Origin of the sequence: Paenibacillus sp. FSL M7-0656, assembly GCF_038003225.1 — a bacterium.
GTDB lineage: Bacteria > Bacillota > Bacilli > Paenibacillales > Paenibacillaceae > Paenibacillus > Paenibacillus amylolyticus.
Genome location: NZ_JBBOOT010000001.1, coordinates 5840247 through 5860235 on the forward strand (window position 1 = coordinate 5840247; position 19989 = coordinate 5860235).

Here is a 19989-nt window from a genome sequence, read left to right on the forward strand (position 1 = left end):
TGAATAAGGGGAGAGATGTGGAATGGAAAATTTGAATTGGGATGTTTTGTTGATTCCCATAGTTGTAGTCGGAGTCATTCTAATTTTGGGTCTGGCTTTCTGGGCGAGATACAAAACGGTTGGACCGGATGAGGCAATGATCGTTACAGGATCATTCCTGGGTAGCAAAAATATCTCCGATGATGATTCTGGACGGAAAATTAAGATTGTTCGTGGTGGCGGTGCATTTATCCTGCCGGTATTCCAGCAATCCGAGTTTATCTCCTTGTTATCCCACAAGCTGGATGTTTCCACACCTGAAGTGTACACGGAGCAAGGGGTTCCGGTTATTGCTGACGGTGTGGCTATTATCAAGGTTGGAGGCGCTGTAGAAGACGTTGCTACGGCAGCTGAGCAATTCATCGGTAAACCTGTAGAAGCGCTGAGAAGCGAAGCACAGGAGGTACTGGAGGGGCATTTGCGGGCCATCCTCGGTACAATGACGGTGGAAGAAGTATACCGGAACCGGGATCGGTTTGCGCAAGAGGTTCAAGGCGTAGCAGCTAGAGATTTGAAAAAAATGGGTCTGCAAATTGTCTCATTTACCATCAAGGATGTTCGTGACAAACAGGGCTACCTGGACGCTCTCGGTAAACCGAGAATTGCGGCAGTGAAGCGTGATGCCGAGATTGCTGAAGCGGAAGCAATGCGTGATGCGCGTATTCAGAAGGCTAATGCGGAAGAACAGGGCCAAAAAGCAGAGTTGCTGCGGGATACCAATATCGCCGAGGCAGCCAAAGAGAAGGAACTGAAAGTAGCCACGTTTAAGCGGGATCAGGATACAGCCAAAGCGGAAGCCGATCAGGCATACCATATCCATGAAGCGCGTGCGAGACAGACCGTGGTGGAAGAAGAAATGAAGGTTGAACTCGTTCGTAAAGAACGTGAGATTGATCTCCAGGAAAAAGAAATCGTCGTACGTGAGAAGCAATACGATGCTGAAGTGAAGAAAAAGGCAGAAGCGGATCGTTATGCGGTAGAGCAAGCTGCCGAAGCGGATAAAGCCAAAAGAATGCGTGAAGCCGATGCTGTACAGTACTCCATCGAAACACATGCCAAAGCAACAGCTGAGCAGAAACGACTTGAAGGTCAGGCCATGGCGGATGCGGAACTTGCCAAAGGTACAGCAGATGCAGAAGTTATTCGTTTGCGTGGTCTTGCAGAAGCAGAAGCAAAAGAAAAACTGGCCGAAGCGTTCCAGAAGTTTGGCGAAGCAGCTGTACTCGATATCATTGTCAAAATGCTGCCTGAACTGGCTGGTAAAATTGCAGAGCCAATTGCATCCATTGATAAACTGACGGTGGTAGATACAGGTAAAGGTGAAGGTGCAGCACGAGTGAGTAACTATGTTACTGAACTTATGGCGACCGCTCCAGAGATGCTCAAAAGTGTATCCGGCATCGATGTAGAGCAGCTGATTAAAGGCCTTACGAAGTCTAAAACACCTGCGCCAGTTGCCATTCAACAGAGCGAGGCTGTTACAACTCCTTCTATAATCGACAAGATTGTGGAAAGAGCTGGGGTTGACGAGTAAGAAGCACTTCGAATCTTGCATGGTTGCTCTATTGACCTTAAGGCGAATTTTTGTTACTTTTTAAGCGAGACGTCCGGCGCGGTTTGCCCGCTCCGGGTGTCTTTTCGTTCGTAACAGGGTGTGACTTAATCACACCTAAGATGGTGTGAAAAAGAGGTGCAAACAATGAGCAGCTTGCATGTAGATAAAGCGCTAAATAATAATGTAATCATTGCACAGCATCCAGAACACGGGGAAGTCGTTGTTATTGGTAAAGGCATTGGCTTTAACCGAAAACCGAGTGATCACATTCCATTGATGGCTGTGGAGAAAATGTTCATTTTGAAAAACCAGCAGGAGCAAGAGCAGTACAAACAGCTTCTTCCACAGGTGGATGAAGCACTGATCGAGATTATTAACGAAGTTATTACGTATATTGCAGAGCGTACGGACGTTCCTCTGAATGAACATATCCATATTGCATTAACCGATCACATTTCTTTCGCGTTAAAACGCAAGGAGCAGGGCATTATCATACAAAATCCATTTTTATATGAAACCCGCGAGATTTATCCTGAAGAATATCGAATGGGAGAATACGCTGTTCGTCTGATCAAAGAGAAAATGGGTGTAGATCTGGGGATGGATGAGATTGGCTTTGTGGCCCTCCATATCTATAGCGCAATGACCAATCAAAATATATCCCAGGTACGTGAACATTCACAATTGATCACTGATTTGGTGAACCTGGTGTCCGATCAACTCGATTATTCGTTTGAAACGGAATCGCTGGATTACTCTCGTTTGCTGACGCATCTTCGTTTTGCCCTTGAGCGTGTTCGCCGTGGAGACAAAGTGGAAGAGCTTCATAAGTTGGATTCCCTGCTCAAGTTGGAGTATCCCGAAATGTACTCGCTTGCATGGAAACTGACCAAAGTAATGGAGAAAAGACTGAAACTGCCGGTTTATCCTGCAGAGGTAGGTTATCTGACCATTCATCTGCAAAGGCTGAATCAGCGGAAGGAAGAAGAGAATAAGTGAGATCATTCCAGTGATGGAATGTGGAATTTATTTTTTGGGTGTAAAGGCTTGCAATAGATTAGAACTGGTGCTACAATGGTTTCCGTAATCAAGCAACTGAATAAACATAAGCGACGTGTTACTGACTCGATCAGGCATGAGTTAATTAAAGTGTGATTGTTCTTTCCTTGTACAGGGTATGCTATACCCCAAGGTTGGCACAGTTTACTTTATTAATTCATGCCTTTTTTTGTGTTCCCTTGCTTGCATCACAACATATAAATTAGACGAAAGGGAGAAACGACGCGATGTTCAAAAAGCTTTTTGGTGTATTGCAAAGAGTAGGTAAAGCTCTCATGTTGCCTGTAGCCATTCTACCTGCGGCAGGTTTGCTGCTCGGAATCGGTAACATGCTGGTTAATCCAGATTTCTTGCAATATGTAACGGCGCTCGACACCCCTTGGGTGAACTCGATCGCAACAATTATGATGAACGCAGGTCAGATCGTATTTGATAATCTGGCATTGCTGTTCGCCGTCGGCGTAGCTGTCGGATTGGCTGGTGGCGAAGGCGTTGCAGGTCTTGCAGCGATCATCGGTTACCTGGTCATGAACGTCACACTGGGTACCGCAGTAGGGGTTACTCCTGCCATGATCGGTGAAGTACCGGGTTATGCCAGCATCTTGGGTATCCCAACATTAAGTACAGGCGTGTTCGGAGGTATAATCATAGGTATTGCCGCCGCGCTGTGTTACAATCGATTTTTCAAAATCGAACTGCCGTCTTACCTCGGTTTCTTTGCAGGTAAACGTTTCGTTCCGATTATCACTTCGGTTGTTTCCCTCTTAATCGGGTTGCTTCTGGTGATTATCTGGCCGCCGATTCAAAATGGATTGAATACTGTATCTCACTTCATGGTAGATACAAGCCCGACATTGTCGGCATTCATCTTCGGAGTTGTGGAACGGTCATTAATTCCGTTTGGTCTTCACCACATTTTCTACTCCCCATTCTGGTTTGAGTTTGGTGAGTATGTGAACAAAGCTGGAGATGTCATCCGTGGTGACCAGCAAATCTTCTTCAATCAATTGCGTGATGGTGTGAACCTCACAGCGGGAACATTCCAAGTTGGTAAATTCCCGTTCATGATGTTTGGTTTGCCAGCAGCGGCACTTGCGATGTACCATGAAGCAAGACCGGAGCACAAAAAGTATGTTGCAGGTATCATGGGTTCAGCTGCGCTAACCTCGTTCCTGACAGGTATCACAGAACCACTTGAATTTTCGTTCCTGTTTGTAGCACCAATCCTGTTTGCAGTACACTGTATCTTTGCAGGTTTGTCTTTCATGACCATGCAAATTCTGGGTGTAAAGATCGGTATGACCTTCTCCGGTGGGTTCATTGACTTCCTGATCTTCGGGATTATTCCAAACCGTACACCTTGGTGGGACGTTATTATTGTCGGATTGGTTCTTGCGGTGATCTATTACTTCGGTTTCCGGTTTATCATTCGCAAATTCAATCTCAAAACACCAGGACGTGAAGATGCAACGCCTGAAACCGAATCTGGCGGAGGCTCTGGTTCAACGGATGACCTGCCACATAACATTCTCGAGGCTTTCGGTGGCAAGGAAAATATCAAACATCTGGACGCTTGTATTACTCGTTTGCGGATTGAAGTTAATGAGAAATCCAATGTGAAAAAAGATCGTTTGAAACAATTGGGTGCATCTGGTGTACTTGAAGTGGGTAATAATGTTCAAGCCATCTTCGGAACACGTTCCGACACGATCAAATCTCAGATGCAGGATATTATTGCAGGACGAACTCCAGCACCAACGCCAGCAGCTGCCAAACCAACTCCTGAAGAGGAGAAGGCACAAGGTGAGCAGGGCGAGCGCATCGTTGCTGAGGATATCGTCATGCCAGTCAATGGTGAATTGCTGGACATTACAAACGTACCTGATCCGGTCTTTGCTGAGAAAATGACAGGTGATGGATTCGCAATTTTGCCACATGATGGTACGATAACTTCTCCTGTGTATGGTAAAGTGTTTAATGTATTTCCAAGCAAACATGCCGTGGGCATCATGTCCGATGGTGGTAAGGAAGTGCTTGTTCATATAGGTGTTAATACGGTGAAGCTGAAAGGTCAAGGCTTTAACGTACTGGTACAGGAAGGTGATCTGGTATCGGCAGGTCAGCCGATTATGGAAGTGGATCTGGAGTATGTCAAAGCAAACGCTCCTTCGATCATTTCACCAGTTATTTTCACTAACCTTCCAGAGGGCTCTACAGTAACTCTGAAGAAGAGTGGAGTGCTGAAAGTTGGCGAACAGCCAATCATTGAGATAAAATAAGAAGTGTTACGACGATGGCAAGCAAGTGTAAATATATGCAATGCCTAAACCAAACTACTGAAAGTGAGATGATTGTAATGCAACAAACATTCAGAATTACAGACGAAGATGGTATCCACGCACGTCCGGCGACAGCCCTGGTTAATACAGCAAACAAATTCAAAGGTGCAGAATCCTTTGCAGAAGCTAACGGTAAAAAAGTAACTTTGAAATCCATCCTGGGTGTTCTTTCCCTCGGATTGGAACAAGGCGACACTATCAGCATCATCGTTGAAGGCGAAGGCGAAGCTGAAGCTCTTCAAGCTTTGACTGACGTTATGGTTAACGAAGGGTTGGGCGAAATTAATGCTTAATGTCTCCGGGATCGCGGCTTCGGCGGGTATTGCTATCGCCAAGGCGTTTATCTTGGAGCATCCTGACTACTCTGTAGAAAAACGCCAAATTAACGACGTTGACGCAGAGATCGCGAAACTCGACTCAGCTCTGGGTAAATCCCAGGCTGAGCTTGAGGCGATCAAAGAGCGTACTTTACAAGAGCTTGGCGAGAAAAAAGCAGAGATTTTTGCTTCGCATTTGCTCATTTTGAATGACCCGGAACTAATTGATCCGGTTAAAGCTAGAATTGCGGATGACATGATCAATGCAGAATTTGCTTTGAACGAAACGGCATCGCAATTTATCTCCATGTTTGAGAACATGAAGAGTGCATACCTGCAGGAACGTGCTGCGGATATGCGTGACGTTACCAAACGTGTGCTAAATCACTTGCTTGGTATCGACTTCATGAGTCCGGCTGAGATCAATGAAGAAGTGATTGTGCTTGCGGAGGATCTAACACCTTCCGACACGGCTCAATTGAATCGCCAATTTGTTAAGGGTTTTGCAACTAACATTGGCGGACGCACTTCTCACTCGGCGATTATGGCTCGCTCTCTTGAGATTCCAGCTGTTGTTGGAACCAAGGACATCTTGGCTCAAGCGAAACAAGGCGATATGATTATTGTTGACGGTCTGGATGGTCACGTACTGGTTAACCCTACTGATGAATTTATTGCTGAATACCGTGCCAAACAGGAACAGTATGATGCACAACGTGCAGAGTGGAGAAAACTTCGTGATGAGCCAACGGTAACGGTGGACAACGTTCATGTTGAACTTGCAGCTAACATTGGTACACCAAATGACGTAACGGGTGTTCTGGAAAACGGCGGCGAGGCTGTAGGCCTGTACCGTACCGAGTTCTTGTACATGGGCAGAGACAAGCTTCCTTCCGAAGACATTCAGTATAATGCTTACAAAGCGGTACTGGAAAAAATGGAAGGCAAACCTGTCGTTGTTCGTACACTCGACATCGGTGGAGACAAAGAGCTTCCATATCTGGATCTGCCAAAAGAAATGAATCCATTCCTCGGCTTCCGCGCAGTTCGTCTGTGTCTGGACCGTCTGGATATCTTCCGTACACAATTGCGTGCATTGCTGCGTGCAAGCGTACATGGAAACCTGCGTGTCATGTTCCCAATGATCGCAACACTCGGTGAATTCCGTGAAGCAAAAGCTGTCTTGCTCGAAGAGAAAGAGAAGCTGGTTGCTGAAGGTATTGCTGTTTCTGACAGCATTCAACTCGGAATCATGGTCGAAATTCCTTCGACTGCAGTTCTGGCGGATCAATTTGCCAAAGAAGTGGATTTCTTCAGTATCGGAACGAACGATCTGATTCAATACACGATGGCTGCTGACCGTATGAACGAACGAGTAGCTTATCTGTATCAACCTTACAACCCAGCCATTTTGCGTTTGGTTAAAATGGTTATCGATGCAGCGCATCGTGAAGGCAAATGGGTTGGCATGTGTGGTGAGATGGCAGGAGACGAAACGGCAATTCCATTGTTGCTTGGTCTTGGATTGGATGAGTTCAGCATGAGCGCAACCTCCATTCTGCCAGCTCGTAGTCAGATCACCAAGCTGTCCCGTGCGGATATGCAGGAACTGGCTGCTAAAGCTCTGGATATGCAAACGGCTGAACAAGTTGTTGAATTGGTTCAAAGCATTAAAGCGTAATTTTGCCGGGGTTTCCTCCGGATTTGAGGTTTTTCTTTTTCCGATAATGAGCTGCATTGATGCAGCGATTTTGCCGGTATCCGCGATTCATTGTGGATATCGGCTTTTTTTGTTATAAACGTTGAGAAATACTCTAACAGGATGATGGTGAGCTGTAAGAGTGACATCAGTAAAAGGGAAGGCAACACAAAAAGCTCTTGTTGATTGGAACATCAGCAAGAGCTTTCGTGATAACAATGATTTGATTAACTGCAAGCGCAGTTAAGTACAGGTTTGCGGGCAGCGGTGGTCTCATCGAGTCGAGTAACCGGTGTGCCGTAAGGTGCGTTCAGGACCAATTCAGGTGTCTCTTCCGCTTCTTTGGCAATCCGTATCATCGTATCAATGAACCCATCCAGCGTTTCTTTGCTTTCGGTTTCTGTCGGTTCGATCATGATGCATTCCTCCACGTTGAGCGGGAAGTACACCGTAGGCGGGTGATATCCAAAATCAAGCAATCGCTTGGCAACGTCAAGTGTGCGCACACCATATTGCTTCAAACCCCGACCAGACATGACGAATTCATGTTTGCATACACCCGGATATGGAATCTCGTAGTAAGGTGCGAGACGGGTCATCATATAGTTAGCATTGAGTACCGCACATTCAGATACACGGCGCAATCCTTCCGGTCCATAGGTACGAATGTAGGCATAGGCACGTACCAATATACCGAAGTTACCGTAGTGGGCTTTCACTCGGCCAATGGATTGATCGCCTTCACGATCGAATGCATACATACCGTCATCATTTTTGATAACCATGGGCTTAGGCAGGAACGGAACCAGACGGTTCTTCACGCCAACTGGTCCGGCGCCAGGTCCACCACCGCCATGAGGCGTACTCATCGTTTTGTGCAAGTTCAGATGCACCACATCAAAGCCCATATCACCCGGACGGGTAATACCCATAATGGCATTCGAGTTGGCTCCATCGTAGTACAACAAGCCACCAGCCTGATGTACGATGGATGCAATCTCCTGAATGTCTTTCTCGAACAAACCAATTGTATTCGGGTTGGTCAGCATCAAGGCTGCTGTATCCGAACCAACGGCTGCACGGAGTGCATCCAGATCGACCAGTCCGTCTGCGCGGGATGGAATCGTCACAGTTTCAAATCCTGCAACGGTTGCACTTGCCGGGTTGGTACCATGCGAAGAATCGGGCACGATGACTTTGGTACGTTGTTCGCCACGACCTTCGTGGTAGGCACGAATCATCATAAGTCCAGTCCATTCTCCATGGGCACCAGCTGCTGGTTGCAAGGTCACAGCGTCCATACCTGTCAGACCTGCAAGGTCGGTTTGCAACGTATACAACAGTTCAAGTGCACCTTGAATGCTGGATTCATGCTGGTACGGATGGATTTTGGCGAATCCATTATAACGGGCAACATCCTCATTAATCTTTGGATTGTATTTCATCGTACAAGAGCCCAGTGGATAGAATCCGTTATCTACGCCGAAGTTGCGGCGGGACAGAGCGGTATAGTGTCGAATAACATCTACCTCAAACACTTCCGGCAGCGCTGCTGCTTCCGAACGGAGCATTTCCCGGGGAATCAACGTATCGGCAGACTGGCGAGGAACGTCACATTCTGGCAAGGAATAAGCGACACGCCCAGGGCTGCTGAGTTCAAAAATCAATGATTGTTCCGGAGCAGGAGATAAGGTCTGTGCGTTGAATTTTTCTAACACAGATTGAGCCGAAGTGGAGACAGCTGTACTCGCATCCGATTGTCCGTCTACCGATGTTGTCGTTGTCGTCGTCGTTTCCTGAGTCACAGCGATCCCTCCAATGCTCGTGCGAATTCGTCAATCTCTTCCTTAGTGCGCCGTTCGGTAACAGCAATCAGCATATGTCCGGCAAGCTCCGGATAATCACGTCCGAGTTCGTAACCACCAATAAAGCCGGCATCCAGCAGTTTCAGTTGAAGTGCATCCACATCGGTTCCTTCAGGAAGCTTAATCACAAATTCATTAAATGTTGGTGCATTAAAAGTAAGGCTAACTCCAGGAATCGCAGTTAATGTATTGAGGGTGTAATGACTCTTTTGCAAATTCAGATCCGCGACATCGATCATACCCTGTTTACCCATGATGGACATGTACACAGATGCGCTGAGTGCAAGCAAAGCTTGGTTGGAACAGATGTTGGATGTCGCCTTTTCGCGGCGGATATGCTGTTCACGTGCTTGCAGTGTGAGTACAAAACCACGTTTGCCGTCGCGATCCGTGGTCTGGCCTACAATTCGGCCAGGAATTCGGCGCATATGAGGCTGGGATACGGCGAAATATCCGCATGTTGGGCCGCCGAGTGAAGCGGCGATACCGAGGGGCTGCGCATCGCCAACAACGATGTCGGCACCCAGCTTGCCTGGGGCTTCCAGCAGACCCAGCGATAGCGGGTTGGCACTTACAACGAGCAGGCCCTTGTGCGCATGCACGAGGTCGGCAGCCTGCTTCACATTTTCCACGGCACCAAAGAAGTTCGGACTCTGGATCATGACAGCAGCGGTATCGTCTGATATGGCGGTTTGCAGGGCATCCCAGTCAGTGAGGCCATCCTTATAGCCAATCTCGACAATCTCCAGACGGAGTCCGTGCGCATATGCCTGCAATACCTGACGGGCTTCCGGATGAACGGTACGGGATACGATGAGCTGTTTGCGACGAGTTGCCGCTGCGGCCAGATTACCGGCTTCCGCAAAAGCTGTTGCACCGTCATACATACTGGCATTGGCTACAGCCATACCGGTTAATTCACAGATGTAGGATTGAAATTCGAAAATGGCCTGTAGTTCACCTTGGCTGATCTCAGGCTGATAAGGTGTGTAGGCAGTGTAAAACTCGGAACGGGAAATGACATGATTGATGACGGAAGGAACATGATGATCATATATGCCAGCGCCGAGGAAGCTGGCGTGTGTTTCGAAATTGGCGTTGGCGCCAGCTTGTTTGGACATGTGACGTGTCAGCGCATATTCATCAAGTTTGGAGGATACGGGCAGCTCGCCCTGATAACGAATCTCTTTTGGAATGTCCTGAAACAGATCCTCCAGCGTATCCACACCGATGGTTGCGAGCATGGCGCTCTGATCTTGTTCAGTCATGGGAATGTAACGGTGCTTGCTCATGCTTGATCAGCTCCTTGAGTAGGTGTCTTCGACGTACGTGTCCGTTTATGAAAAGGGGTCTTCACGACCTCGGCTTTTAGTTTCTTGCCGCGGATCTCAATCTCAAGCGGGGTTCTCAGCGCAGCGTATTTGCTGTCGATGAGGGCAAGCCCCAGATTACGCTTCAATGTAGGTGATTGCGTGCCTGTTGTCACTTCACCAATCTGTACGCCTTCGGCGTAAATCGGATAGTGGGGGCGGGGAATACCGCGCTCCAACACTTCGATGCCGACCAGTTTGCGGGCGGGCCCGTCAGTTTTTTGCTGTAACAAGGCTTCGTGTCCGATAAAAGGTCCGGCATTCAGCTTCACAAACATGCCAACACCAGCCTCAAGCGGAGAGATAGTTGCCGACAATTCCTGTCCATACAGAGGGAGCTTTGCTTCAAAGCGCAGTGTATCCCGAGCACCGAGGCCTGTCGGTACAAGTCCGTGACCTTCACCGGCTTGCATTAACCCATTCCAGACCACAGCGGCTTGATCTGCAGGAACATATAGCTCAAAGCCATCTTCACCGGTATAACCGGTACGGGACAACAGTAATTTTACTCCACATACTTCAGCATCCTGCACAAAACGAAACGGTTCAATCGAGCTTACATCCGTATCTGTAACTTTCCCGATAATGTCTACAGCCAGTGGACCTTGCAAGGCGAGTAGCGCCGTCTGCTCCGAATCATTGGTCATGCTTACGCCGGGGATCAAGTGCTCTTGCAGCCACGCCCAATCCTTGTCGATGTTGGAGGCGTTAACCACAAGCATATAATGCTGATCTTCCAGCTTATACACGAGCAGATCATCCACCACACCGCCATCTGGATAACACATCAGGGTGTACTGGGCTTGACCGGGAACCAGCGTGGTCACATCATTAGTCATCATTTGTTGCAAAAAAACTTCAGCCTGCTCACCCTGTACAGTGAATTCGCCCATATGGGATACATCAAACAGTCCAGCACGCTCGCGTACCGCTTCATGTTCTTTCTGGATTCCGCTAAATTGTACGGGAAGCTCCCAGCCTCCAAAATCAATGCACCGTACGCCTTCATATTGCTGATATAGTGGGAAGAGTGGTGTTCTAAGCAAATCAGACATCAAATCACCTCGTCATGGGCCGTCAGCCGGCCGGATATACAATCGTGGATCAATGAACCAGGGTATTTTTAAATTTTCAGCTAGATATTTTCATCACATAAGTATGGTAAGGCAGCTATGGCAGCGCCATTCTACATCCTGTTTTTCGTTTTTTGGGAAAAAGGAAAAGGACAGGCCAAAGAATCGGCATGCCAAGTAGCACGCTGTATTCTAAGGCTCTGTCCCTTGTACCTGAGAGTTACCCCGCTGCGTTGTGCAGCAGGTTTCCCCTTGGGTGATCATAACGCCCGCACAGGGCGAATAGATGCTCTCCAGAGTTGCGTCCCGTAAAAGTCCTTTTGCCTGAGAGATTCACCTCCGCTTATCGGTGGTTTACTCCTTCGGCGTTACCTCATGTACATCCCGAATCGGGTGTCACGGGTAATCTCTCCCTTTACATTCATCCGCGGGTATAACATAGTCCAATAAACATATTTACTCCTTTCATTAAAACGTGAATCCACTACCGATGTCAAGAACGATATCATAGATAATGATTTAAAACCGAATATTTATTTTATTTTTTAAGTTATTGTTCGTATATTTAAAAAGACTACGCTTACTATTCTAATATTCACCAGTATATGAAGAAAGAGTGTAATCCGGTTACAGGATTTAGAGGTGTTCAGCAAATAAATTGTGAGGTATCTTGACATTTGATTCAAAAATATCATACGCTATGTTCTGGGAAAAAGGTTAAGGTCAAAGAACGCATGTACTCATTAATGAAAAGCGAGGCGGATATCGATGAGCGAATTGAAAAGTGATTTCCTGTACAGTGAAGAGCACGAATGGGTGCAAACCGTAGGGGAGGATACTGTACGTATTGGCATTACCGAGTTCGCGCAGCATCAGCTGGGTGACATTGTGTTTGTGGAATTGCCTGACCTTGAAACCAATGTAAAAGCAGAGGACAGCATTGGAACGATCGAATCGGTCAAAACGGTGTCGGACTTGTTCTCTCCCGTCACTGGTTCAATCATTGCGGTGAATGATTCGTTGCAGGACTCCCCTGAACTTGTGAACAGCTCTCCTTACGAGGAAGGCTGGATGATTGAGATCCGTGTTGAGGGAGATCTGACAGCAGCATTGTCTACATTGATGAATGCAGACGCGTATCGGAAACATACGGAAGCCCACTAAAACGAAAAACCTTAAGAAAGCCTTCTTCTAAATGCTTTCTTAAGGTTTTTCTCGTCGATATTTTCTGATTGTTGAATTTTGAACCTGGAGATTTATAGCTCTTGGATAAAAAGGAGGTTTTATGTACGGATGATATCGTTATCAAAATTTCTTGGAGCATGCAGAACTAAGGTTACGTTATGGTTTCAAATGTCTTAGTTACCCTTATCCAAACTTGTGTCCAACTAGTTTGGTAATACTTATTCCTTCTAAGAATATTGAACCTCGTTACAAGACAGCGAACAAGATAATAGTAAAAAAGGTATACAAATTGATGTACTTTAGACTTTAAAGTTTTCGTATTAAAGAAATCTAATTATATACATATAGGTTATTCATCCTAAATTATTGAAAATAAGTTGAAATTAATTAAATGTTGAAATATAATGGTTTTTGTTGGAGAATATTAAGTTGAGTTAATTTTTTATATTATATTATATTATATTTGGAGGTACATATTAAATGAAAAACATGTTAAAGAAAGTCGTAATAGCTTCAATGCTAGCAACAGCCGCCTATCCATTATTTCCTGTTAACACAAATCTAGCTTCAGCTAATAGTGATTATATTGGTGATGTTTCCCAACCAAAGTATAAAACCATTGCAACCTATTACATGGATGCAAATACGGTAAAAGATTTGGCAGCGAATATGAAGAGGTTTTCAAGTAATTCTGCAATCTTAGTTGAAACAATCGCTCCAATGATAGCTTCAAGGGTATCTCCTGTATTGGGGGGGTATGTTAGTGCAATTTCTCTAGCTACAGCACTGAGTGTCAACTCTCTACTTTCAGACGAAGTGATTTTTGCAGCGAGTCGTAATTTGAGAGTGAAAGTTGAGATACAGGATCTTCCTTATCATACTTCATACTCTGTGAGAACTATTTTTACTGCAGTCTATCATTAAATTTAATGATTTTATTAGACACAAAGGAATGAGTATAGTTATAGCCCTGTCATCAAGTAGACAATAAAAAAGAAAAAATTAATTAAACGGCGGCTTTTTTCTGGAATTTAACCAGGGAGAGGTCGCCTATTTTATCTTGGACACCTTCCTTGTTGCAAAACGAAATATATTCCGTAATCTGGCTCGTTGTTTTCTCTAGATTCAGAGGCTTATCTATATACAGTTTTTCCTTCCTTTAAGTGTGAGAAAAAGAACGAAACAAGGATTGTCAAAGCAGTTCTCACGTTGGGAATGGCTCCGCGTCAGCGTCTTCTCTTTAAGCGACTTGGTTTAGTCTTGTGTTGTATAATAAATCCACTAGTTCGTATGGAGCAAGGGTGTTCCACATTGCAGTTTCTTCAACGTGTCAGTCATAGGTTTTAGTTCATTTCCCTCGGAGAGTTCCCATGCCACAATTTCGTTGTTTATACAGATCTATCTCAAACGAAAGATAACATAGCAAACTCATGACTAATTCGGACCTATGTGATATCCGTCACGTGCTTTGCCCAGGAGAGCGCGACCTTCCCGATTTAAGACATCACGGAACGAGTCAAGGAATGAATCTGAAATTATCTGAATAAGCGGCGCGCCTTCTTGTAATAGGCCACGAAGTCTCTTTTCCTAAAGCGGTTCGGATATGTTTGTAGCCGAATTAAGGATAAGCCGGTAAATGCTTAACATGTGTGCTTTCAGGTCTGCATCCCGGTCTGCTCGTTTCTCTCTGAGGGCCAAGTTTCTTCCAATTGTAATAACCTGCACGTGAAATTTCAACAATCCTACATAGCCAAACCACCAAAGAACCCACGTGCTTATTTCTTGATTAAACTGACACCGGGCTTTAAAATTCAGCTTCCCTCCCCGTGCAAGTCTGAGCTTTTTTTAGATATTATACCTGCGTTTTAAATAGACGTTTTCTTCTACGCTACTAAAATTCTTCTTCGTCCGACTTTCACGCTAATCCTTAAAACTTTCTCCGATTTGGCTTTTACGAAACGATGTGATGATCCAACTCTCATTTAATCCCAATCTTATTCTTCCTCGCCCAGACGATCCGCTTCTTTTATCGTCGTTCTTCGCTGGCTTTAAAAAATACCCTCTGGTTTCCAGTGTTGAGTTGATTGTAACATGACTTGTTTTTTCACTGTCTACCATGAGGGTATAATACCATATGTGCAATCAGGTTCATTCTTTTAGTTCTAACCTAGTAAACGGTATTAAGTGATATTGAGACAGCGTTGACATATGCACGATTTTCGGCGCTGCTCTGCCGGAATACGGTCAAACACACCCTCGGGGAAAGTAGCCCGGTTACACCAGCATTCCGAATGAGGATGTCCTGCGGCATAGGAACAGCGATTAGCTTCCCCGCATAATGGGCAGACAAGAACATCGATATGGATGTGCTCTTGATCGTCTTGTACTGCAGACATTCAGTTCTTCCCTCCCTGTGCAATAGCTACGAGCTGAAGTTAAACATACTGGTACCAGTATAACAGAAATGTGCCGGTGATTATGGATTTCACTCTGTATATATGACTTCCAGTTCACCACATCTGTTTCTCCCATCGGCTATTCTTCAGGCGGTAATTCGATCTGTAGGCCTTCCACATGTTTGCGTCCCATCAATTTACGTTTCTTACGATTTTCCTTTGTTTCCAGCACAATGTCCAAATCATAATCGTCACCTGGATAAAGCTCATTGGCAGATATATGCAGGGTCAGGCGTTTCTTATGGATTTTTATTTTGCGTCCACGTAACATGACCCCGATATTTCCACGGCTATCCTCGACATCACAGACGATGCCCGACTGATTAAGATAGGCCACATACACCCGATCTCCTTTGCGAAAAGTTTTGGCAGGAGCAGGAGAATCCGACTCTCTGGTTGTTGTCTTTTTGTTGAGACGGATTGGATCCTTTGACTGTTTCGACTGGTTCTTTCTGGATAACTCTGCTGGGCTGACTGATTCTGTACCAGAACGAGCAGGCGTCAGGGCCTTAGTTTCGGAAGGAGGTGACGTGAACCCTAATGTACGATCTCTCGAAATACTTTGATCTGACAGGGACTTGGAGCGCTCTATAATTCGCTGTGGCATGCCCAGCTTCAATGCAATGGAATAGGCGTAACTTTCACCAGCTTCTCCGATACGCAATCGATACAGCGGCTGGAGAGATACGGTATCAAATTCCATGCGGGCATTTTCGAATCCTGGGGTGGCAGTTGCAAAATGTTTGATTTCACCAAAATGTGTTGTCGCCACAACGGTTGCTCCGCGGCTGTGAAGTTCCTCCAGCATGGCGATAGAAAGTCCAACACCTTCACCGGGATCTGTGCCGGAGGCCATCTCATCAATGAGCACCAGAGTTGATGTATTCGCCTGTTCCAGTATGCCAATCATATTGCGAATATGTGCAGAGAACGTACTGAGCGCTTGTTCCATACTCTGTCCGTCACCAATATCAACCGCTACTTCGTTATAAACGGCCATCTCGCCACCCTCCTCCACCGGAATAAGCAGACCGGATTGCATCATCAGGGTTAACAAACCAAGTGTTTTGAGTGCGACCGTTTTACCACCGGTATTCGGGCCAGTAATAATGAGCGATGAATACGTTCTGCCGATGGCAAAATCAAGTGGAACCATGGAAGAACCCATGAATGGATGACGTGCACGTTGAAGGCTGATTTGGCCCTGAGTATTGACTCGAACGGTACGCCCATCCATGGTGGCCGCATATTTGGCTTTGGCAAACAGGAAGTCCAATACACCTACCGTTTCGGTGTTGAGGGCGATTTCACGGTTATACGATTCGGCCAGAGAGGTTAAATCACCGAGAATTCTCATCTCCTCTCGGGACTCCTCGGCTTGTAGAGCAGCCAATTCCATCTGCAGACTTACTAATTCAACGGGTTCAATATACACGGTTTGCCCGCTCCCCGATTCATCCAGCACACTGCCTTTCACCTGTTTGCGAAACTCTTTCTTAATGGGCAGCACCGTTCTTCCTCCCCGTTGGCTGATGACATGTTCCTGCATAATGGAGCGATGTTTACTCACCAGAGAATCAAGTTTTCGTTTCATGCGTTCCTCATTCACCGTTATTTTTTTACGAATACGAATCAGTTCCTTGCTCGCCTGATCCTGAATGCGTCCACTATGGATGCAACGCTCGATCTCACTCAGCAAAGGTTCGATTAGAATCATGGATGCTGCATAACGACTGACGGTGGGAGCCGCCCCGGATTTGCCCTCCATGTATTTCATAAGTTGTGCACAGCTCCGCAGGAACTGAGCGAGATGACTGAAGTCGCGTTCACTGAATAGATAACCGGTGCCAAGCAGATCCATAATGGTTTCCATTCCGTCGAGTGAAGGGAGGGGGATACTGGCCCCGAAGCGAATCAATGCAGCAGCTTCTGCTGTTTCTTCCAGGCGAATCTCGATCAGGTGAGCATCTACCATCGGTTTTAGTTCTCTCGCATAACGTTTGCCCAGATAAGACAGGGCGCAGTCTGCAACATTTTTTTGAATTTGTGGATAACCCAAACTGTTTAATGTGTTCTCATTCATGCGTAATCTCTCCTTGAATTTGAATTGGGATTTCAGTTGACGCGCTGAAACATATTCCTGGAAAACGCAAAAAGGGCGGAGAATGAACAAACGTCATTCTCCGCCCTAAACGTATGGGAAAGCAAAGTCCACTACAGGTCTATATTAAAAAATCCGCGCTGAACTCAGCGCGGAAATAGACCCGGACAATTACAATCCCGGAGGCGATTTATGATATCCGCTGTTCTTAACTAAGTACAGGGATCTGGCGCATCATGAAATACACGTATGCCATATGGGCACAAGCGCAATGAAAGGCCAAACTCCTGAATATGAAACTTGGTTAGTTAAGAACATTCACCGACATTAAAAATCTCTCCTTTGATTGAGGAATATGCAACCAATATAAACTGGAAATTGGTTTGAAGTCAACCTTTAGAATAAATGAGTGGACTTGAATAAGAATGGGTTTTAAAATAACAATAGTAAAATAATCCAATGAAAGCGATTTATTTTAATAAACACACGTATAAAGGAGGATGCTCTTCTTGCCGAAGTATTTACTGCGTTTGCTCTGTTTTACCCTGATCCTCGGAGCCCTTCCGGTCATTGTTATTGGTTCGGTCTCGTATACGATTGCATCACGTGACATTGAACAGAAAGTGCGTGAGAGCAATCTTCAGATATTACATCAGACCCAAATGAGGGTAGAACAAGTTCTGCGCAGCCTGCAATTATCATCCATCCAGTATGTTAATTCGCCCTTGGTACTACAAGCGATGAAGAAACCACTAGACAGTAGCGAGTTTCAGGAGATTCGTGATCTGACCTCCGGTTTTAACAACTTGCAAGCGGTTACGAACATTGACCAAGCCTATCTGGTCAATCTGGATGAAGATTGGGTCGTTTCGATGCGTTCTTTTGGCAAATTGGATGATTTCAGCATTCGAGACCGAATTGGCTCCTACCTGAGTTATACCAACAGCCTGTTCTGGGTCACTCAGAATGCCAGTTCAGCCAAAGAAAGTGTACCTGTGTCAGCAGGTATGGGTGAACTAACACCCGAACAGGCACCTGCTCTTATATCATCGGATAATGTGGTCAGTATGGTATTCAAAATCCCGATGATACCAACCAATGTGAAACCAAAGGGATTTCTTGTAATTGATATCGCCGATACGGAACTGAGTACATACTTGAGCCGAAATACGAATTCTGGAGATATGTACGTTCTGGATCGGGAGCAGAAGTATTTTCTGAACGATATGCAGCAAGGCGGGAAATATGACGGGCTGAATAAGGAAATTCAGGAAATGGTGCAAACGACGGGCCAGCCAGAGGGGTTCTTCAGTGCGGAGGTGGAAGGTAATCAAGTGGCGGTTAGTTATAGGCAATCTCCGCTCAATGGCTGGTTATACGTGTCCGTTGTATCTCTTGGACAGATTACGGCCCAGTCACAGAAAATTGCATTGGTTACCGGTATCGCTACACTGGTCATGTTATGTGTAACGGGATTGTTCGCCATATACGGCAGTCGGCGGATGTACTCACCAATCTCCAGACTGCTGCAATTTACGAAGGGGTTGGATTCCCCAGTTGCTCCGTCAGGACGCCGACAGGATGAATTTATCTATATTGAGGAGCAATTGTCAACCTTGTTCAGTTCGGAGAAAACGATGCGTGAGCAGATGAAGGGGCAGCATGTGCATCTCCAGGAGTTTTTTATGACCAAACTGCTGACAGGTAAAATCTCGGAAGAAGATTTCAGATATCAGGGAGAATTGTACGATTTCCCGACAGGGTGGGCGAGTCTTGGCGTACTCATGCTCCAGATCGATACCTTGGAAGGGACCCGATATGAGGAACAGGATCGCGATCTGCTGCTGTTTGCTGTCAACAATATGGTAGGTGAGCTCCTTCCTTCGGCAGTTCGGTTCACCCCCGTCATGCTGGACGATGCTCAGGTCACCGTACTTGCCTCCGATCTGACGGATGAGGTGAAGCTGAAGGAATGGATGCATACCCAGGCAGACTGGATTCGCGAACGTGTCGTGACCTATCTGAATCTGCCCGTAAGTATCGGCATCAGTCGTTCCTACGCTTGTATCGGAGATACGCCAAGAGCGGTTCAAGAGAGCCGAGAGGCTCTGCAGGGCCGGGTAAGTCTGGGCAGCCGTATTATTTTGCATTACGAGGATATTCAGCCACGTGGTCAGATGGAGGCTGCGTTGTATACCCAGTTACGTATGATTGAGGATCAGCTCGCGTCTGCGCTCAAGCAAGGAGATGAAGAGAAGACGGACGCCTACTTTAAGCAATATTTGGGGCTGCTTGCAGACAAAAAGCTTCATTTCAGTGAATACCCCGTCATTATGGTTCAGTTATTGTCTCGTGTATATCAGCTTGTGCAGGAGCAAGGTGGAGATGTAGCCGAAGTACTGGGTGAAAAAGCATCCATGTCACATTTGCTGAAGTTGTCCACATTGGACGAAATGACCAATTGGTTCCGCAAGCGGCTGTTCCTGCCAGTCATCCGTTTCTGGCGAGAGCAGGAAGAATCCCAATACATGAATATTGCGAGACGTATGATTCGTTTGATAGAGGAACGTTATGATCGTGAATTGTCGCTGGAAGCCTGTGCAGCAGAGCTTAATTTCCATCCTGTCTACCTAAGTCGGGTATTCAAGAAGGAAGCTGGAGTCAATTTTACGGAATATCTCGCAGAGTATCGTATGGAAAAAGCAAAGACATGGCTGCAAACAACAAATCTTAAAATATCGGAGATTGCCGAGAAATTAAACTATACCAACCCAACCGCATTTATCCGTACATTTCGCAAAATCACAGGAACAACCCCCGGCAAGTACCGGGAGCAGCAACGATAAAACAAACCTGCTCTGCCCGCCATGGCAGGCAGGCTTTTTTATGTTTGGATGAAGGAAGAAGACCACTTTTCTCCATGAAGTTAAG

Annotated in this window: 13 protein-coding genes and 2 riboswitches; of the genes, 8 read left to right on the forward strand and 5 right to left on the reverse strand. The window is 46.1% G+C overall.

Annotation, left to right across the window (positions count from 1 at the left end):
• Positions 1–22: 22 nt before the first annotated feature.
• The 5 genes from MHI01_RS25765 (at position 23) to ptsP (ending at position 6990) form a co-directional block, all read left to right on the forward strand.
• Positions 23–1573: a flotillin family protein gene (locus MHI01_RS25765; RefSeq protein WP_047844047.1), complete on the forward strand. Its 1551-nt coding sequence runs from the start codon at positions 23–25 to the stop codon at positions 1571–1573.
• Between the two features lie 165 nt (positions 1574–1738).
• A complete protein-coding gene (gene glcT / locus MHI01_RS25770) occupies positions 1739–2593 on the forward strand; it encodes a glucose PTS transporter transcription antiterminator GlcT (RefSeq protein ID WP_047844046.1) in 855 nt (284 codons plus the stop codon).
• Positions 2594–2880: 287 nt separating this feature from the next.
• On the forward strand, positions 2881–4932 hold the full coding sequence (gene ptsG / locus MHI01_RS25775; protein ID WP_339186016.1) for a glucose-specific PTS transporter subunit IIBC: 2052 nt from the start codon (positions 2881–2883) through the stop codon (positions 4930–4932).
• A 77-nt stretch (positions 4933–5009) separates the two neighbouring features.
• The gene (locus MHI01_RS25780; RefSeq protein ID WP_036617010.1) at positions 5010–5285 is read left to right on the forward strand and encodes an HPr family phosphocarrier protein; all 276 of its coding nucleotides are present in this window, start codon (positions 5010–5012) and stop codon (positions 5283–5285) included.
• Positions 5278–6990 carry a phosphoenolpyruvate--protein phosphotransferase gene (gene ptsP / locus MHI01_RS25785; protein ID WP_340984392.1) on the forward strand — a complete coding sequence of 571 codons (1713 nt, stop codon included), beginning with the start codon at positions 5278–5280 and terminating at the stop codon, positions 6988–6990. The genes MHI01_RS25780 and ptsP overlap by 8 nt, the downstream gene beginning before the upstream one ends.
• 245 nt (positions 6991–7235) lie before the next feature.
• On the opposite strand, the gene gcvPB is transcribed toward ptsP, so the two are convergent.
• The 3 genes from gcvPB to gcvT all read right to left on the reverse strand — a co-directional run bounded on the left by gcvPB (position 7236) and on the right by gcvT (position 11298).
• Entirely contained in the window at positions 7236–8726 is a 1491-nt protein-coding gene (gene gcvPB / locus MHI01_RS25790) for an aminomethyl-transferring glycine dehydrogenase subunit GcvPB (protein WP_340984905.1), read from the reverse strand.
• A gap of 83 nt (positions 8727–8809) precedes the next feature.
• Entirely contained in the window at positions 8810–10165 is a 1356-nt protein-coding gene (gene gcvPA / locus MHI01_RS25795; protein ID WP_340984393.1) for an aminomethyl-transferring glycine dehydrogenase subunit GcvPA, read from the reverse strand.
• The gene (gene gcvT / locus MHI01_RS25800) at positions 10162–11298 is read right to left on the reverse strand and encodes a glycine cleavage system aminomethyltransferase GcvT (RefSeq protein ID WP_340984394.1); all 1137 of its coding nucleotides are present in this window, start codon (positions 11296–11298) and stop codon (positions 10162–10164) included. Before gcvT ends, gcvPA begins: the two co-directional genes overlap by 4 nt.
• 216 nt (positions 11299–11514) lie before the next feature.
• Positions 11515–11615, reverse strand: a riboswitch (glycine riboswitch).
• A gap of 3 nt (positions 11616–11618) precedes the next feature.
• Positions 11619–11741: riboswitch (glycine riboswitch) on the reverse strand.
• Between the two features lie 343 nt (positions 11742–12084).
• Here gcvT and gcvH point away from each other — a divergent pair.
• Together gcvH and MHI01_RS25810 are read left to right on the forward strand one after the other, a co-directional pair.
• Entirely contained in the window at positions 12085–12480 is a 396-nt protein-coding gene (gene gcvH, locus MHI01_RS25805) for a glycine cleavage system protein GcvH (RefSeq protein WP_076252926.1), read from the forward strand.
• 501 nt (positions 12481–12981) lie between these two features.
• Entirely contained in the window at positions 12982–13425 is a 444-nt protein-coding gene (locus MHI01_RS25810; protein ID WP_076252925.1) for a hypothetical protein, read from the forward strand.
• A gap of 1256 nt (positions 13426–14681) precedes the next feature.
• Here the strand turns inward: MHI01_RS25810 and MHI01_RS25815 are convergent.
• On the reverse strand, positions 14682–14897 hold the full coding sequence (locus MHI01_RS25815) for a cysteine-rich CWC family protein (protein ID WP_340984395.1): 216 nt from the start codon (positions 14895–14897) through the stop codon (positions 14682–14684).
• A gap of 139 nt (positions 14898–15036) precedes the next feature.
• The gene (locus MHI01_RS25820) at positions 15037–17040 is read right to left on the reverse strand and encodes an endonuclease MutS2 (protein ID WP_340984397.1); all 2004 of its coding nucleotides are present in this window, start codon (positions 17038–17040) and stop codon (positions 15037–15039) included.
• Between the two features lie 527 nt (positions 17041–17567).
• Here MHI01_RS25820 and MHI01_RS25825 point away from each other — a divergent pair.
• The gene (locus MHI01_RS25825; RefSeq protein WP_164783426.1) at positions 17568–19904 is read left to right on the forward strand and encodes an AraC family transcriptional regulator; all 2337 of its coding nucleotides are present in this window, start codon (positions 17568–17570) and stop codon (positions 19902–19904) included.
• Positions 19905–19989 lie beyond the last annotated feature (85 nt).

Excerpts from the sequence above, each read along its gene's own strand:
- glcT (WP_047844046.1), top strand. The coding sequence starts at position 1,739 with ATGAGCAGCTTGCATGTAGATAAAGCGCTAAATAATAATGTAATCATT.
- MHI01_RS25820 (WP_340984397.1), bottom strand. The coding sequence starts at position 17,040 with ATGAATGAGAACACATTAAACAGTTTGGGTTATCCACAAATTCAAAAA.
- MHI01_RS25765 (WP_047844047.1), top strand. The coding sequence starts at position 23 with ATGGAAAATTTGAATTGGGATGTTTTGTTGATTCCCATAGTTGTAGTC.
- gcvT (WP_340984394.1), bottom strand. The coding sequence starts at position 11,298 with ATGTCTGATTTGCTTAGAACACCACTCTTCCCACTATATCAGCAATAT.
- ptsP (WP_340984392.1), top strand. The coding sequence starts at position 5,278 with ATGCTTAATGTCTCCGGGATCGCGGCTTCGGCGGGTATTGCTATCGCC.
- gcvPA (WP_340984393.1), bottom strand. The coding sequence starts at position 10,165 with ATGAGCAAGCACCGTTACATTCCCATGACTGAACAAGATCAGAGCGCC.
- MHI01_RS25815 (WP_340984395.1), bottom strand. The coding sequence starts at position 14,897 with ATGTCTGCAGTACAAGACGATCAAGAGCACATCCATATCGATGTTCTT.
- MHI01_RS25780 (WP_036617010.1), top strand. The coding sequence starts at position 5,010 with ATGCAACAAACATTCAGAATTACAGACGAAGATGGTATCCACGCACGT.
- gcvH (WP_076252926.1), top strand. The coding sequence starts at position 12,085 with ATGAGCGAATTGAAAAGTGATTTCCTGTACAGTGAAGAGCACGAATGG.
- ptsG (WP_339186016.1), top strand. The coding sequence starts at position 2,881 with ATGTTCAAAAAGCTTTTTGGTGTATTGCAAAGAGTAGGTAAAGCTCTC.
- MHI01_RS25810 (WP_076252925.1), top strand. The coding sequence starts at position 12,982 with ATGAAAAACATGTTAAAGAAAGTCGTAATAGCTTCAATGCTAGCAACA.